Annotated in this window: 13 protein-coding genes; 5 read left to right on the top strand and 8 right to left on the bottom strand. The window is 71.3% G+C overall.

Annotation, left to right across the window (positions count from 1 at the left end; all coding sequences use genetic code 11):
• The first annotated feature begins 161 nt into the window (after positions 1-161).
• Positions 162-1,745 (top strand): acyl-CoA carboxylase subunit beta, encoded by a 1,584-nt coding sequence (locus KBZ10_RS08205; RefSeq protein ID WP_210986838.1) that lies wholly within the window; start codon positions 162-164, stop codon positions 1,743-1,745.
• A gap of 23 nt (positions 1,746-1,768) precedes the next feature.
• Complete coding sequence (locus tag KBZ10_RS08200; RefSeq protein WP_210986837.1) at positions 1,769-1,981, top strand: acyl-CoA carboxylase epsilon subunit; 213 nt, start codon at positions 1,769-1,771, stop codon at positions 1,979-1,981.
• 276 nt (positions 1,982-2,257) lie between these two features.
• Here KBZ10_RS08200 and KBZ10_RS08195 read toward each other — a convergent pair whose 3' ends face one another.
• From KBZ10_RS08195 to KBZ10_RS08160, 8 genes are all read right to left on the bottom strand, one after another.
• On the bottom strand, positions 2,258-2,836 hold the full coding sequence (locus tag KBZ10_RS08195) for an ATP/GTP-binding protein (RefSeq protein WP_210986836.1): 579 nt from the start codon (positions 2,834-2,836) through the stop codon (positions 2,258-2,260).
• Entirely contained in the window at positions 2,817-3,341 is a 525-nt protein-coding gene (locus tag KBZ10_RS08190) for a DUF742 domain-containing protein (RefSeq protein WP_210986835.1), read from the bottom strand. The genes KBZ10_RS08195 and KBZ10_RS08190 overlap by 20 nt, the downstream gene beginning before the upstream one ends.
• A gap of 103 nt (positions 3,342-3,444) precedes the next feature.
• Positions 3,445-3,858, bottom strand: coding sequence for a roadblock/LC7 domain-containing protein (locus KBZ10_RS08185; protein WP_030549494.1), 414 nt, complete (start codon positions 3,856-3,858; stop codon positions 3,445-3,447).
• 10 nt (positions 3,859-3,868) lie between these two features.
• Positions 3,869-7,009, bottom strand: coding sequence for a nitrate- and nitrite sensing domain-containing protein (locus KBZ10_RS08180; RefSeq protein ID WP_210986834.1), 3,141 nt, complete (start codon positions 7,007-7,009; stop codon positions 3,869-3,871).
• A 347-nt stretch (positions 7,010-7,356) separates the two neighbouring features.
• Positions 7,357-7,935 (bottom strand): ATP/GTP-binding protein, encoded by a 579-nt coding sequence (locus tag KBZ10_RS08175; protein WP_210986833.1) that lies wholly within the window; start codon positions 7,933-7,935, stop codon positions 7,357-7,359.
• The gene (locus KBZ10_RS08170; RefSeq protein ID WP_210986832.1) at positions 7,916-8,326 is read right to left on the bottom strand and encodes a DUF742 domain-containing protein; all 411 of its coding nucleotides are present in this window, start codon (positions 8,324-8,326) and stop codon (positions 7,916-7,918) included. The genes KBZ10_RS08175 and KBZ10_RS08170 overlap by 20 nt, the downstream gene beginning before the upstream one ends.
• 112 nt (positions 8,327-8,438) lie before the next feature.
• Positions 8,439-8,852 carry a roadblock/LC7 domain-containing protein gene (locus tag KBZ10_RS08165; RefSeq protein WP_030549494.1) on the bottom strand — a complete coding sequence of 138 codons (414 nt, stop codon included), beginning with the start codon at positions 8,850-8,852 and terminating at the stop codon, positions 8,439-8,441.
• 9 nt (positions 8,853-8,861) lie between these two features.
• Positions 8,862-12,452 carry a nitrate- and nitrite sensing domain-containing protein gene (locus KBZ10_RS08160; RefSeq protein WP_210986831.1) on the bottom strand — a complete coding sequence of 1,197 codons (3,591 nt, stop codon included), beginning with the start codon at positions 12,450-12,452 and terminating at the stop codon, positions 8,862-8,864.
• A gap of 568 nt (positions 12,453-13,020) precedes the next feature.
• Between KBZ10_RS08160 and KBZ10_RS08155 the strand changes: the two genes are divergently transcribed.
• From KBZ10_RS08155 to gltX, 3 genes are all read left to right on the top strand, one after another.
• Positions 13,021-13,212 carry a hypothetical protein gene (locus KBZ10_RS08155; RefSeq protein ID WP_210986830.1) on the top strand — a complete coding sequence of 64 codons (192 nt, stop codon included), beginning with the start codon at positions 13,021-13,023 and terminating at the stop codon, positions 13,210-13,212.
• Positions 13,213-13,328: 116 nt separating this feature from the next.
• Positions 13,329-14,111: a fumarylacetoacetate hydrolase family protein gene (locus KBZ10_RS08150; protein ID WP_210986829.1), complete on the top strand. Its 783-nt coding sequence runs from the start codon at positions 13,329-13,331 to the stop codon at positions 14,109-14,111.
• Complete coding sequence (gene gltX / locus KBZ10_RS08145) at positions 14,104-15,597, top strand: glutamate--tRNA ligase (protein ID WP_210986828.1); 1,494 nt, start codon at positions 14,104-14,106, stop codon at positions 15,595-15,597. The genes KBZ10_RS08150 and gltX overlap by 8 nt, the downstream gene beginning before the upstream one ends.
• Positions 15,598-15,698: the final 101 nt, after the last annotated feature.

Below are 15,698 nucleotides of genomic sequence, written 5' to 3'. Positions count from 1 at the left end.
CGCGCAGGTCTCTTTGTGGGAACTCCACATCGCTGGGTCGCGGCAGTAGTCGGGAGCCGGCGTGACAAGACCGGTTCTGTCCAAGCCGGCCAGGAATTGGCGGCGGAGACTGTGCGGAATCTACGCACGGTTTCCCGGGCCGCGTTTCGTAGGGTCGATACATGACCCTTCTGGACGAGACGCCGCCCGAGGCGAGCGATGCCCGTGGGCGGGTGGCCGAGTTGCGTGCCATCCGCGAGCAGGTCCGGCGCGGCCCGAGCGACCGGGCCACCGAGGCGCAGAAGGCCAAGGGCAAGCTGACCGCCCGCGAGCGGATCGACCTCCTCCTGGACGAGGGCTCCTTCCGCGAGGTGGAGCCGCTGCGCCGGCACCGGGCCACCGGCTTCGGCCTGGAGGCCAAGCGCCCGTACACCGACGGTGTCATCACCGGCTGGGGCACCGTGGAGGGCCGGACGGTCTTCGTCTACGCCCACGACTTCCGCATCTTCGGCGGCGCGCTGGGCGAGGCCCACGCCACCAAGATTCACAAGATCATGGACATGGCCATCGCCGCGGGGGCGCCGCTGGTCTCCCTCAACGACGGCGCCGGCGCCCGGATCCAGGAGGGCGTCAGCGCCCTCGCCGGCTACGGCGGCATCTTCCAGCGGAACACCCGGGCCTCCGGGGTGATCCCGCAGATCTCGGTGATGCTCGGCCCCTGCGCCGGCGGCGCGGCCTACAGCCCCGCCCTCACCGACTTCGTCTTCATGGTCCGCGAGACCTCGCAGATGTTCATCACCGGCCCGGACGTCGTCCGCGCCGTCACCGGTGAGGAGATCAGCCAGAACGGACTCGGCGGCGCCGATGTGCACGCCGAGACCTCCGGGGTGTGCCACTTCGCGTACGACGACGAGGAGACCTGTCTCCACGAGGTCCGCTATCTGCTGTCGCTGCTGCCGCAGAACAACCGGGAGAACCCGCCCGCGGCGCACTCCGACGACCCGGCCGACCGGCGCGGCGAGGTCCTGCTCGACCTGGTCCCGGCCGACGGCAACCGCCCGTACGACATGCGCAGGGTCATCGAGGAACTCGTCGACGACGGCGAGCTGCTGGAGGTGCACGAGCGCTGGGCCACCAACGTCATCGTGGCGCTCGCCCGCCTCGACGGCCAGGTCGTCGGCGTCATCGCCAACCAGCCGCAGTCCCTCGCGGGCGTGCTCGACATCGAGGCCAGCGAGAAGGCCGCACGCTTCGTTCAGATGTGCGACGCCTTCAACATCCCGCTGGTCACGCTGCTGGACGTGCCCGGCTTCCTCCCGGGCGTCGCCCAGGAACACGGCGGCATCATCCGGCACGGCGCCAAGCTGCTCTACGCGTACTGCAATGCCACCGTTCCGCGGATCTCGGTGATCCTGCGGAAGGCGTACGGCGGGGCGTACATCGTGATGGACAGCCAGTCCATCGGAGCCGATCTGACCTACGCGTGGCCCACCAACGAGATCGCCGTGATGGGTGCCGAGGGCGCCGCGAACGTCGTCTTCCGCAAGCAGATCGCCGACGCCGAGGACCCCGAGGCCATGCGGGCCGCGATGGTCAAGGAGTACAAGGCCGAGCTGATGCACCCCTACTACGCCGCCGAGCGCGGCCTGGTCGACGACGTCATCGACCCGGCCGAGACCCGCGAGGTGCTGATCCGGTCCCTGGCCATGCTGCGGACCAAGCACGCCGACCTGCCCTCCCGCAAGCACGGCAACCCGCCCCAGTAACGGCAGTTACGGAGAGAACACCGATGAACGCAGCCGACTTCCTGCGCGTCGAGAAGGGCCAGGCCGGCCCCGAGGAGCTGGCCGCCCTCACCGCCGTCCTGCTCGCCCGGGCCACCGCACCGGTCCACCCCGGCCCGCGCCGCCACCACCCGGCCCGCCCGCACCGCAGCGCTCCCCGCTGGCACCGCCCGGAGCGCGGCCACGGCTTCCGCGCACCGCACAGCTGGCAGGGCTGACGGGCCGGGACGGAGCGCCGGCGCGGCCGGTCAGCCGACCGCCACCGAGCGGGCCCACGGCGTTCACGGCGGGCCCGGACCGGGATCTTTCCCGGTCCGGGCCCGCCGTCCGTGTGTGTCCCTCCGCTCCGCCGGCCCGGCCCGGCCCGCGGCCGTACCGGGCCCGGTCCGCCCCGCACCCGGGACCCGCCACCGGACGCGAGAGGTCCCCGCCCCCCTGAAGGGGTACGGGGACCTCTCGGCGGCGTGCCGTGTGCTCCCGGCCGGCGGCCGGAGTCAGCGCAGGCGGGCCATGAGGGCGTGTTCGACGAGGGTGATGAGGGCGCTCTTGGCGTCGCCGCGGTGGCGGGCGTCGGTGGTGATGATGGGTGCGTCGGGGCCGATCTGGAGGGCTTCGCGGACTTCCTCGGGGGTGTAGGGCTGGTGTCCGTCGAAGCCGTTGAGGGCGATGACGAAGGGGAGGCCGCTGTTCTCGAAGTAGTCGACGGCGGGGAAGCAGTCGGCGAGGCGGCGGGTGTCGACGAGGACGACGGCGCCGATGGCGCCGCGGACGAGGTCGTCCCACATGAACCAGAAGCGGTCCTGTCCGGGGGTGCCGAACAGGTACAGGATCAGGTCCTGGTCCAGGGTGATACGGCCGAAGTCCATCGCCACGGTCGTCGTGGTCTTGTCCGGCGCGTGCGTCAGGTCGTCGATCCCCGCGGAGGCAGAGGTCATCACGGCCTCGGTGCGCAGCGGATTGATCTCCGAGACCGCGCCGACGAACGTGGTCTTGCCCACGCCGAAGCCGCCCGCCACCACAATCTTCGCGGAAGTGGTGGAGCGTGCCGCGCCGCTAGAGCTTCCGAAGTCCACTGAGCACCCTTTCGAGCAGTGTCACGTCTGGCTGGCCGCCGGCGGACTCGTCGCCGCCGGGCTGATGGATGGCGACGAGCCCGGCCTCGGCCAAGTCGGCGACGAGGATTCGGGCGACGCCGAGAGGAATGGTGAGGAGCGCGGAGACCTCGGCAACCGACTTGATCTCCCGGCACAGATGGCAGATCCGCTGGTGCTCCGGCAACTGGCCCTGCAGTTGGCCCGGGGACGCCGTGGTGTGCACCAGCGCCTCGATGGCGAGCTGGTAGCGCGGACGGGTCCGGCCACCGGTCATGGCATACGGCCGGACCAGGGGGTTCCGGCTGCCGGCGGCGGGGGAGCCCTGCCGGTGCTGCTGCTGCGGCTGCTGCTCGTAGGGCGAGCGCTGCTGCGGCGGCTCCTGGTGGTGGCCGGGAACGGAGGGGTAGTCGTATCGCTGCCCGGGCTCGCCCTGTGGCTGGGGTTGATATCCGCCATAGGGGTACCCGCTCGGGGGCGTTGCCACGTCTTCCTCCTCCAACTGCCTCTGCTCTGCCGGTCCCCGTTGCTGCGAGGTCTCGCGTCACCGCACCTTATGGCGCGGTGACGCGAAACGCACGGTGTCTTGGTCAGTTGAGAAGACTTCCCTGGAGTTCCGCTCGGAGGTCCGGGGTGAGGACGTTTCCGGCGCGGTCGACCAGGAGTGCCATCTCGTAGCCCACGAGGCCGATGTCGCACTCGGGGTGGGCGAGGACGGCCAGGGAGGAACCGTCGGAGACGGACATGATGAAGAGGAACCCCCGTTCCATCTCCACCACGGTCTGGTTGACGGCGCCGCCCTCGAAGATGCGGGAGGCGCCGGCCGTCAGCGACGTCAGGCCGGAGGCCACGGCCGCCAGCTGGTCGGCGCGGTCGCGCGGGAACCCTTCGGACATCGCGAGGAGGAGTCCGTCGGCGGATACCACCACGGTGTGGGACACCCCGGGGGTGTTGTCCACGAAGTTGGTGATCAACCAGTTCAGGTTCTGCGCCGCCTGGCTCATCGGGCTCACACTAACGCTCCTGATCGTAGGTGCTGCTGCCGCCGGGGCCGAAGCCCTGGTGGCCTGTGTCCGTTCCCGCGTTACGTCCCCGCTGGACGCCGCGCCGCAGGTTGCTCAACCTGCCGCGGACGTCCTCCGGGGCGCGGGAGACCGAGGGGCCGCCCTGCGGGGTCTGTTCTGCGGTGCCCTCGACCAGGTTGGCCTTGGGTACCCGGCGGGGGAGACCGGAGGGGGTCACCCCGCCTGCCTTGGGCTCCCGGAGACGCTCGGCCCGGTGCCAGCGGTCGTCATTCGCCGAGCGCCAGTCCGGGTCGCCCGTGGAGGAGGTCTCCTGAGGCTGCTGCTGCTCCCGCTCCTCGGACGGCTGCCAGACCTTGTCGCGGCGCGGGAGACCCGCTCCGGTCAGGGACTGGGCGCCGCTCGTGGAGGGGCCCGGACGTTCGAAGCCTACGCTTTCCGGCCGGTCAGCGGGAGCGCCGGAGGGTTCCGATTCCGGTCCGTGATCCGGTTCATACCGCTCCTCCTGCCGGAAGGGCTCGGTCCACCGGTTCTGCGCGGGCGGCGCGGGCTGGGCGGGCTGAGTGCCGAAGGGCGAGTACGACTGCTGGTCAGCCGGGGCGGCTTCGCCGTAGGCCGCATCAGGATAGCCGTTCTGCTGGTAACCCGCGTCCTGGTAACCCGAGTTCTGGTAGTCCTGCGGGGCGTAGTTCTGCTCCGGATAGGCCGCCCGCGGATATTCCGCTTCGTAGCCCTGCGGCTCCTGGGGGGCCTCCTCCTGCAGGTAGCCCTGCGGCTCCCTCTCGTCCTGGTACGCCGGCTGCTGCTCGGCGGCCTGGGCCTCCAGCTGGGCCCGGAGGTCCTCGCGCATCCGCGAGCGGCCCACGGGGTCCAGTTCCCGGGCGTCGTCGGGTGCCCGCTCGTAGCGGGACTCGTCGAAGCCGAGCTCGGCCGCCGTCCGCATCGGGAGCTGGTGCTCCTGGCCGCCGTTGTAGGAGTGCGGCTGCTCCGGAACGATCCGGGAGACGGTGAAGTCGTCCTCGGGGGCCGGATCGCCGCCACCGCCGTGGGTGATGTTCTCGGGCAGCATGACCAGTGAGGTGGTACCGGCCTGTTCCCCGGAGGGACGGAGCTGGACGCGGATGCCGTGCCGGTCCGCGAGGCGGCCGACCACGAAGAGACCCATGCGCCGGGCCACCGCCACGTCCACGGTGGGCGGGTTGGCCAGCTTGTGGTTGATGTCCGCGAAGTCCTCGGCGGTGAGGCCGATGCCCTTGTCGTGGATCTCGACCATGATGCGGCCGTCGGGGAGCCGGGTCGCGGTGACCCGGACCTTGGTCTGCGGGGAGGAGAACGAGGTGGCGTTCTCCAGCAGCTCGGCGAGGAGGTGCACGAGGTCGGAGACCGCGGTGCCGTGGATCTCGGTCTCCGGGACGCCGCTCAGCTCGATGCGCTCGTACTGCTCCACCTCGGAGGCGGCGGCGCGGAGCACGTCGACCAGCGGCACCGGCTGGTTCCAGCGGCGGCCGGGGTCCTCGCCCGCGAGGACCAGGAGGTTCTCACCGTTGCGCCGCATACGCGTCGCGAGGTGGTCCATCTTGAACAGGTTCTCCAGCTGGTCCGGGTCCGCCTCGTTGTTCTCGAGGTCGGTGATCAGGGTGAGCTGGCGTTCGATGAGGCCCTGGTTGCGGCGGGAGAGGTTGGTGAAGATCGCGTTGACGTTGCCCCGGAGGAGGGCCTGCTCGGAGGCGAGCCGGACCGCCTCGCGGTGGACCTGGTCGAACGCGCGGGCCACCTCGCCGATCTCGTCGCGGCTGGTGATCGGGATGGGCTCGACGCGGGTGTCGACCCGGCCCGGGTCGGTCCGCGAGAGCTGGTCGACGAGGCTCGGCAGGCGCTGCTCGGCCACGTCGAAGGCGGCGGTGCGCAGTCGCTGCATGGAGCGGCTCATCGAGCGGGCGGTCATACCGGCCAGGATGAAGGCGGCCAGCAGGGCGAGGACCACCAGGGCGCCGGTGATGACCGCTTCCCGCTGGGCGTCGCTGGAGATGTTCCGGGTCTCGGTCACCGCGTCGTCGACAAGCTGCTTCTCCACCGAGCGGTAGGCGTCGAACTTGCCGGTCGCGGTGGCGAACCAGGTCTCCGGCGTGATGCCGGAGTCCTTGAGCTCGTCGCCGTTCCGGTTGGTCGCGATGGAGGTGACCATCTTGTCGAAGGAGGGCGGCGGAACGAAGACGACGCCGGCCGCGTCCGCCTGCCGCTTGGCCTCCTCGACCTTCTCCTTGCCCTTCTTCTGGGCGTCCCGCAGCGCGCTCTCCAGGAGCTGCTGGTCCTCCGGGGTGCCGCCTCCCACGTACTCGCCCAGGGCGATGTTCTCCAGGTACGCGTACGAGCTGAAGGCGGTGAGCTGGGCGCTGCGGCTCGCCGCGTCGGGACCCGGCTTGACCAGCAGGTGCATACCGATGGAGCGCTCGAGTGAGAGCGCGGCCTTGGTCAGCGAGATCGCGTAGACCGTGCGGCCGTAGCTGGTGACGTTGCCGGTGCCCAGGCCGAGCTCGTTGGCGAACTCCATCAGGACGTGCTGGACCCTGACGTAGTTCTCCTCGGTCTGCACCCCCGGGAGCTTGCTGGTGTAGGCGTTCTCACGGAGGCTGTCGAGCTGGGGCTCGACCTCGCGGTAGGCGTCCAGCCGGCGGTTGAGGCCCGGCCGGTCGGGCATGTCCTGGACGGCGGCCTCGAAGTCCTGGCGGGCCGCGTCGCTGGCGGCGCGGGCCTCGGTGACGATCTTGTTGTCCCGGTCACCCGCGAGCAGCGGGGCTGCGGTGACGTCGCGTTCGTCCAGCAGCAGATGACCGTAGGTCGCGGCGGCCCGGACGAGGCGTGCGGTGCGCTCGGCCTCCTTGGCCTCCTGCAGCGTGTCGATCGAGCCGTTGACCTGGAACGCACCCAGGACCAGACCGACCAGTACGGGGATCAGCAGAACCGCGTTCAGCTTGGCGGGCACCCGCCAGTTCTGCACGGAGAACCGGCCGCCGCGGGAGGGCGGGGGCGGTTCGGGCGCTTCCGCGGGCGGTGGCGCCGCTGTGCGCGACGGCGGGGTGAAGTTGCCGCGCGACGCCTCGTGCGACGCGGGGCCGGACTTGCTTCGCCTCACTCGACCAACAACCTCTCGGCGCCGGCACCTCGCGGTGTGCCGTCTGTCCTGGACAAGCTCCTGTGCAGGAGTTTCAGGGAATTGCAGCACGTCAGGCGTGCGCATTCCAAACACCGGGAAGGAGCTTTCCGCGGTCTCGAAACGGCCGGGAAAAGCGACATTCAGGACGAATGTCGACAAAGTATATCCGAATTATGAGCGCTGTGAAGTTGTTCGAACGCAACGGGTTTACCGGCCCGGGTAATTCTCTTTGGAATCGTTATGAACACGGAGGCGGGCCGTGTCAAAGGACACAGCCCGCCTCGTTACCAACTTCCCTGTCTGTCCTGATAGTTGATGGCGCAGAGCTACTTCAGGCGGGCCATGAGGGCGTGTTCGACGAGGGTGATGAGGGCGCTCTTGGCGTCGGCGCGGTGGCGGGCGTCGGTGGTGATGATGGGTGCGTCGGGGCCGATCTGGAGGGCTTCGCGGACTTCCTCGGGGGTGTAGGGCTGGTGTCCGTCGAAGCCGTTGAGGGCGATGACGAAGGGGAGGCCGCTGTTCTCGAAGTAGTCGACGGCGGGGAAGCAGTCGGCGAGGCGGCGGGTGTCGACGAGGACGACGGCGCCGATGGCGCCGCGGACGAGGTCGTCCCACATGAACCAGAAGCGGTCCTGTCCGGGGGTGCCGAACAGGTACAGGATCAGGTCCTGGTCCAGGGTGATACGGCCGAAGTCCATCGCCACCGTGGTGGTGGTCTTGTCCTGGACCTGGCTGAGGTCGTCGATCCCCGCGGAGGCAGAGGTCATCACGGCCTCGGTGCGCAGCGGATTGATCTCCGACACCGCGCCGACGAACGTGGTCTTGCCCACGCCGAAGCCGCCCGCCACCACGATCTTCGCCGAGGTGGTGGCGCGCGGCGCGGCGCTAGAGCTTCCGAAGTCCACTGAGCACCCTTTCGAGCAGTGTCACATCCGGCGTACCGCCGGCCTCGCCGCTGCCGCCCGGCTGGTGGATCGCCACCATGCCGGCCTCGGCCAGGTCGGCGACCAGAATGCGGGCCACCCCCAGGGGTATGGCCAGGAGCGCCGAGATCTCGGCCACCGATTTGACCTCACGGCACAGGTGGCAGATCCGCGCGTGCTCGGGGAGCAGAGTCCCCAGCTGGGAGGGGTCGGCCGTGGTGCTGACCAGCGCCTCGATGGCGAGCTGGTAGCGCGGACGGGTCCGGCCACCGGTCATGGCGTACGGCCGCACCAGTGGCTGTTCGCCGTCGTCCCCGTACGGCGCGTGGTGTGCGGCGCCGTACGGGCCGGGCGAGGCGGGCGGCGGTGTCATGGTTCCTCCGGGCTGGACAACGGTTGTCGTCTGGCGGGGACCGATGGGGGGAGGCCGGTGGTGCGAGGGGGGATCGGCCCGACGGTCGGTTGGTCGTACCTAGGTCGTGCGATCAGTTGAGAAGACTTCCCTGGAGTTCCGCTCGGAGGTCCGGGGTGAGGACGTTTCCGGCGCGGTCGACCAGGAGTGCCATCTCGTAGCCCACGAGGCCGATGTCGCACTCGGGGTGGGCGAGGACGGCCAGGGAGGAACCGTCGGAGACGGACATGATGAAGAGGAACCCCCGTTCCATCTCCACCACGGTCTGGTTGACGGCGCCGCCCTCGAAGATGCGGGAGGCGCCGGCCGTCAGCGACGTCAGGCCGGAGGCCACGGCCGCCAGCTGGTCGGCGCGGTCGCGCGGGAACCCTTCGGACATCGCGAGGAGGAGTCCGTCGGCGGATACCACCACGGTGTGGGACACCCCGGGGGTGTTGTCCACGAAATTGGTGATCAACCAGTTCAGGTTCTGCGCCGCCTGGCTCATCGGGCTCAACTAACGCTCCTGATGGTAAGTGGGACCAATGCCGTGCCCGCCGGGACCGGGGTTGTGCCCGGCCTGGCGGCCCTGCTGGATACCCCGGCGGAGGTTGGTGAGACGCCCGCGCACGTCGGCGGGTGCCCGGGAAACCTGCGGGCCGGGCTGGACCGTCTCCGGCTGCTGTGCCGTGCCCGCCACGAGGTTCGCCCGCGGGACCCGGCGCGGCAGCCCGGAGGTGGTGAGACCGCCGGCGGCCGGCTGGCGTACGCGCTCGGCCTGCCGGCCCAGCTCGTCGTTCGGGGACGAACGCCATACCGCGCCGTTGCCGCCCGCGTTCTCCGCGCGGGCCGGCTCCCGCCGCTGTGGGGGCGGCGGGGGGGAGGCCGGAGCGGACTGCTCGCGGCGGGGCTGCGGCTCCTGGCGGGGCTGCGGTTCCTGGCGGGGCTGCGGTTCCCCGCCGTTCTGCCCCGGCTGCCCGCCGCGGATCCCGCGGAACCAGTCGGACTCCAGTGCCTCGAAGAGCGGCGTCCGGCCGTCACCCGGCCCGGCGGCCGGGGGCAGCGCCTCCGGCTCCGCACGCCGCTGCTGCGGGGCCCGCTGCGGCTGCTGCGGGGATCCGGGCTGCGGCGCGTTGTGCCCGGGGCGGGGGAACTGCGCGGTGTCGCCCTGGTCCCGGTCGCTGCGGACGGGGGGCCGGCCCTGGCCGTGGGGTGCCGGGTACTGGCCCGTGTCCTGCCATTGCTGCGGCGCCGGGGGCCGCTGCTGCTGCGCACCGGGCGGCGGGCCGGTGAAGTCGGGGCGCGGGAACTGCGCCGTCGACTCCGCGTCCTCGTGGCCGCGTGCGGCCTCGGGCCGGGACCCGGGCCAGTCGTCGCCGGAGGACCTGCGCGCGCCCCAGCTCGTCCCGGCGGGCTCGGCCGTCCCCGGCTCGTTCTGCGGGCTGGAGGGTCCGCCCGGCAGCTCGCCGGCGGGACCGCGCGGCGGAATCTGCGCCCGCGGACCCTGCCCGGCGGGGGCGGGGCCGCGGCCCGGTGCCTGCCGCGGCGCACCGGTGGGCGGCGCGACGGGCGGCTGGGCGGCGCCGGGGTCGTTGTCCTGCTGCGGGAGCGCGGGCCGGCGCGGGCGGTCGTCCGGAGCGGCCTGGCGCGCGGGGGCGCCGGCACCCGGCGCCGGGGCCCCGAACACGTTGGGTCCGCCGGGTCCGCCGCGGCCCTGTCCCTGCGCGGGGTCCCCGTAGGCCGGGCCCCCGCCCTGCCGGGGGCGCTGTGGCGGCGGGCCGTTGTCGGGACGTCCGCCGGGAGCGCCGGCCGGAGCACCGTCCCGCCCCGGAAGGGCGGGGCGGCCGCCGCCGGGCATCTGGCCGCGGGGCGCCATGCCGGCGAGCCGGTTGCCCTGGGGACCGCCGGCTCCGGCGCCGGCTCCGGCGCCGGGCCCCTGGGAGGCGGGGCCCGCGTTCGGCTTGCCGCCGGGGGTCTTGCGGCCGCTCTGGGCGACGTCGACCGGCAGCATGACGAGGGCGGTGGTGCCGCCCGAGTCGGAGGGCCGGAGCTGGATGCGGATGCCGTGCCGCTGGGAGAGGCGGCCGACCACGAAGAGGCCCATGCGGCGGGAGACGGAGACGTCGACGGTCGGGGGGCTGGCCAGCCGCTCGTTGATGTCCGCGAGGTCCTCGGGGGAGAGGCCGATACCGGTGTCGTGGATCTCGACCAGCACCCGGCCGTCGGGCAGCGCGTGACCGGTGACCTTGACCTTGGTCTGCGGGGAGGAGAACGAGGTGGCGTTCTCCAGCAGCTCGGCGAGGAGGTGTACGAGGTCGTTGACGACCCGGCCCGCGACCTCGGTCGAGGGCACGGAGCTCAGTTCGATCCGCTCGTACTGCTCCACCTCGGAGGCCGCGGCGCGGAGCACGTCGACCAGCGGGACGGGGCGGGTCCACCGGCGGCCCGGCTCCTCGCCCGCGAGGACGAGGAGGTTCTCGCCGTTCCGGCGCATACGGGTCGCGAGGTGGTCCAGCTTGAAGAGCGAGGACAGCTGGTCGGGGTCGGCCTCGCGGCTCTCCAGCTCGGAGATGAGCGAGAGCTGGCGCTGGATGAGGCCCTGGCTGCGGCGCGAGAGGTTGGTGAACATCGCGTTGACGTTGCCCCGCAGCAGCGCCTGCTCGGCGGCGAGGCGGACCGCCTCGCGGTGCACGTCGTCGAACGCCGCGGCCACCCGGCCGATCTCGTCCTTGCTGTGCACACCGACGGAGGCGACGGAGGTGTCCACGTCCTGCGGGTCGGCCTCGGAGAGCTGCTTGACCAGCTCGGGCAGCCGCTTCTGCGAGACCTCCTGGGCGGTGTCCTGCAGCCGGCGGAGCGAGCGGACCATGGAGCGGGCCACGACGAACGCGCCGACCAGCGAGACGCCGAGGACCAGCAGGATGACCAGACCGTTGATCAGGGCGTCCCGCTGAGCCTCGGACCGCAGCTGACGCGCCTTGTCCTCCATCTCGGAGAGCAGGGTCGCCTCGATCTTGGACATCTCTTCGATCTTGGCGGTGTCCTGGTCGTACCAGTCCTTGTACGACCGGGTCTCGTTGGCGATCGGGCTGTCCGGCTTGAGCATCCGGGCCGCGTACTTGTCCGCGAGGATGATGTTGGCGCTGCCGCCGTCCTCCAGGGCCTGGAGGAGTTCCTCGGTGGTCTGCTTGCCGTCGTAGATCTGGCTGAACTGGGCGAGGGTGGACTCCTCGCTCAGCAGCGCGCTCTCACCGTAGAGCCGGTCGCTCGCGACGAGCTTCGGCTTGGGCTCGTTGGCGAGGGCCGCCGTGATCATCGCGCGCTGGATGGACGCGTACTCCTTGGCGGAGGAGAAGGCGGCCAGCGCGCGGGTGGCGCGGATCATCTCGGTGTTGCTCGTCGCCTGCGCCATGTCCTGCGACAGGGAGAGCAGCGAAGTGATGAGCTGGTTGTACTGGTAGACGGTCAGCGCGATGTACTCGCTGTCCGCGTACGCGTTGGAGCGGATCTGCTTGATCTGCTCCAGCTGCTTGAGGATGTTGACGAGTGAGGAGTTGACGCCCACCAGGGCGTCGTCGTCCGAGGACTCGATCTCCTGGGTCGCCTCGCGGAAGGCCTGCTTGGCCCGGTCGGTCTGCTGCCGCGGGTAGACGACGTCGTCGTTCTTCTTGTCCCCGGCCGCCAGCGGGCCGGCCGAGTGGTCGCGCTCCTCCTGGAGCGCGGACGCCAGCTCGGTGGCCTGCTTGGTCATCTCGGTCAGCAGCTGCATGTTCTCCAGCTGGTCGAGATCGTCCATCGAGGTGTCGATCCGCAGCGCGCCCAGGGTCGTCGCCGCGACCACGGGCAGGGCCAGCAGGGAGACCAGACGGGTGCTGATGCGCCAGTTGCGCAGCGCGAGTCGTGTGCCCGCGCTCGGGTGGGCGACATCCGGCGTGCCGGACCCGTCGCCCCCGCCCTGCGCCTGTGTCGGGGCGCCCCGGTCGGAACCCTGGCCGCCGGGTGTGGCTCCGGGGCCCTGGGCGCGCTCGGACGAGAGGCCGCGGTCGGCCCCGCCACGCAGCTCCGGGTCCGCCGCAGCGCTGCTATCCCTCTTGAAACGTCCCTGCACTAGCGTCGCAACCTCTGGACCAGGCGTTCCCCCGGGTGAGCGGCGGAACGGTGTCGAGTCGTGGGAACCGGGGCCCCCATGGTGGTCGTGAGTGACCGGCGCGTCTCCCCCGGTTGTGGTTCGGACAGGTGAGACACCGCCGCGCGGCGCTTCTCTGCGCCAGTGTGCGCGCCGGCTGGATGGTGCGGCGGTCCGTGAGATTCCAGCACAGAGAGGGATCTCCAACAAGGGCGGAGAAGGGCTCCGTCGGGCGGGTGACGCTATGTGCGGGCAGTGTCACCCGACGTGGAAAGCAATGGAGTGGATAACGGACAATACGCATCGATTCCCCCGAGACCGGCCCCTGTCCCGGTAGCCCCGATGAGGTGCGGAATGCGGGCTTCGCTCCATGGATGTCCCGGTTTGTCATCGACGGACATCGGTCCGATATGACGCCCTTGTTCCGGTGTAAGTGAGGAAAATCACACGGCGTTCCCGGCTTTGTTTTCGCGGGAGAGGGGAACCGCGCGTCTAGCCTGCCTGTTGACACCCAGGCCCGGAACGACAAGTGCGAGGGACAGAGCGACCGGTGAAGACGACCATGATGTTCCGCAACATAGCGAACCCGCGACGCACCACGCTGGCGCACCTCGAGGACGCCGACGAACCGCGTCCCGCCGTCACCGAGGAGCCGCGGCCGGAGAGCGCCGCCCGGTCCCAGCTCCCCGCCCGGACCGCCAACCCGCGCCGCACCGTCCTCGTGGACGCTCCGAACGACTGAGGGATCCGGCGCGACCGCGCGCGTGACCCGGTCTCTCCGGTGAGCCCGCCGCCGCCGGGCGGGCGTTAGCCTGGGGCGTCAGTCTCCGGCCAGTGAGTGAGGGGCAGCGGCTTCCCGTGCGCATCGCCAGATTCTCCATCGACGGCAACGTCGCCTTCGGCATCGTGGAGGGGGAGCCGTCCGACCCGGACGGCCCCGTCCTCGACATCATCAAGGGCCATCCCTTCGCCGAGTTCGAGCGTTCGGGGAGGAAGGTGCCGCTGGCCCAGGTGCGGCTGCTGCCCCCGGTGCTCCCCAGCAAGGTGGTGGCGATCGGCCGCAACTACGCCGAGCACGCCGCCGAGATGGGCGGCGGGGTCCCCGGGGTGCCGGTCACCTTCTTCAAGCCCTCGACCTCCGTGACCGGCCCCGGTGATCCCATCCCGTACCCCCCCTTCTCCGGGGAGGTTCACCACGAGGCCGAACTGGCCGTGGTCATCGGACGGATGTGCCGGGAGGTTCCCCGGGAACGGGTCCAGGACGTCATCCTCGGCTACACCTGCGCCAACGACATCACCGCCCGGGACGTCCAGCGCGCCGAGGAGCAGTGGGCGCGGGCGAAGGGATTCGACGGCTCCTGCCCCCTCGGCCCCTGGGTGGAGACCGAACTCGACCCCGCCGACCTGGGCATCATGTGCACCGTCAACGGCGAGCAGCGCCAGCTGGGCCGCACGGGCGAGATGGTCCGGTCCGTCGCCGATCTCATCACGCACATCACGGAGGCGATGACCCTGCTCCCGGGCGACGTGGTCCTCACCGGCACCCCGGCCGGGGTCGGCCCCCTCAGCGTCGGCGACGAGGTCGCCGTCACCATCGAAGGCATCGGCACTCTCACCAATAAGGTGATCAAGCGTGGCTAGCGCACCCCTCCCGTACCCCGTACGCGTCCGTTTCTGCCCCTCGCCGACCGGCAACCCGCATGTGGGCCTGGTCCGCACCGCCCTCTTCAACTGGGCCTTCGCCCGGCACCACGGCGGCACCCTGGTCTTCCGCATCGAGGACACCGACGCCGCCCGCGACTCCGAGGAGTCCTACGAGCAGCTGCTGGACGCGATGCGCTGGCTCGGCCTGGACTGGGACGAGGGCCCGGAGACCGGCGGCCCGCACGCCCCGTACCGGCAGTCGCAGCGGATGGACGTCTACGCCGATGTCGCCCGCCGCCTGGAGGAGGCCGGCCACGCCTACAAGTGCTACTGCTCCACCGAGGAGCTCGACGCCCGCCGCAACGAGGCCCGGGCCGCCGGCCGGCCCTCCGGCTACGACGGCAAGTGCCGTGCCCTCAGCCAGGAGGAGATCGCCGCCTACCGGGCCGAGGAGCGCACCCCGGTGCTCCGCTTCCGGATGCCGGACGAGCCGATCACCTTCACCGACCTGGTCCGCGGCGAGCTGACCTTCACCCCGGAGAACGTGCCGGACTTCGGCATCGTCCGGGCCAACGGCGCCCCGCTCTACACGCTCGTCAACCCCGTCGACGACGCGCTGATGGAGATCACCCACGTGCTGCGCGGGGAGGACCTCCTGTCCTCCACCCCGCGGCAGATCGCCCTCTACCGGGCGCTGGCCGACATCGGCGTCGGCAACGGCACCGTCCCGCGGTTCGGGCATCTGCCGTATGTGATGGGGGAGGGCAACAAGAAGCTCTCCAAGCGCGACCCGCAGTCCTCGCTCAACCTCTACCGCGAGCGCGGCTTCCTCCCCGAGGGACTGCTCAACTACCTCTCGCTGCTGGGCTGGTCGCTCGCCGAGGACCGGGACGTCTTCTCCATGGAGGAGATGATCGCCGCCTTCGACATCGGGGACGTCAACGCCAACCCGGCCCGCTTCGACCTCAAGAAGTGCGAAGCGATCAACGCCACGCATCTGCGCGCGCTCCGCGCCGACGAGTTCGCCGACCGGCTGCTGCCCTTCCTCTTCCCGGAGGAGGAGCCGACCGCCGAGCAGCTGGAACTGCTGGCCCGCGCCGCGCCGCTCGTCCAGGAGCGGATGGTCGTGCTGGGCGAGGTCACCGGGATGCTCGGCTTCCTCTTCGTGGACCCGGACGAGTTCCGGGTGGACGAGGCCGACGCGGCCAAGGTGCTCACCCCCGAGGCGCGGCCGGTGCTGGAGGCGAGCGTCGAGGTGCTCCGCGACCTGAAGCAGTTCACCCCCGAGCCGATCCAGGCGGCGCTCCGCACGGCGCTGGTCGACGGCCTCGGCATCAAGCCGAAGCACGCCTTCACGCCGCTGCGGGTGGCCGTCACGGGCCGCCGGGTGTCACCGCCGCTCTTCGAGTCCATGGAGCTGCTGGGACACGACGAGACGCTGCGCCGGCTGACTGCCGCGCTGGAGCGTGTCGTCGCCTCCTGAGCGGCTCCCGGCGGCCGGGCGGCGTCCCGGTGCGCTCCCGGCGCCGTACCGGTCGCGGCCCATCGGCGGTCGGCGCGGCGGGAGATACCCGTTTTGGAGCG

Source organism: Streptomyces sp. F63 (assembly GCF_018070345.1).
In the GTDB taxonomy this organism is placed as follows: domain Bacteria; phylum Actinomycetota; class Actinomycetes; order Streptomycetales; family Streptomycetaceae; genus Streptomyces.
The sequence above is the reverse complement of the archived record's forward strand: the minus strand, read 5'-3'. Positions and strand labels throughout refer to the sequence as shown.

Coding starts and splice junctions, on each gene's coding strand:
- KBZ10_RS08200 (WP_210986837.1), top strand. CDS start 1,769: ATGAACGCAGCCGACTTCCTGCGCGTCGAGAAGGGCCAGGCCGGCCCC.
- KBZ10_RS08205 (WP_210986838.1), top strand. CDS start 162: ATGACCCTTCTGGACGAGACGCCGCCCGAGGCGAGCGATGCCCGTGGG.
- KBZ10_RS08165 (WP_030549494.1), bottom strand. CDS start 8,852: ATGAGCCAGGCGGCGCAGAACCTGAACTGGTTGATCACCAATTTCGTG.
- KBZ10_RS08185 (WP_030549494.1), bottom strand. CDS start 3,858: ATGAGCCAGGCGGCGCAGAACCTGAACTGGTTGATCACCAACTTCGTG.
- KBZ10_RS08170 (WP_210986832.1), bottom strand. CDS start 8,326: ATGACACCGCCGCCCGCCTCGCCCGGCCCGTACGGCGCCGCACACCAC.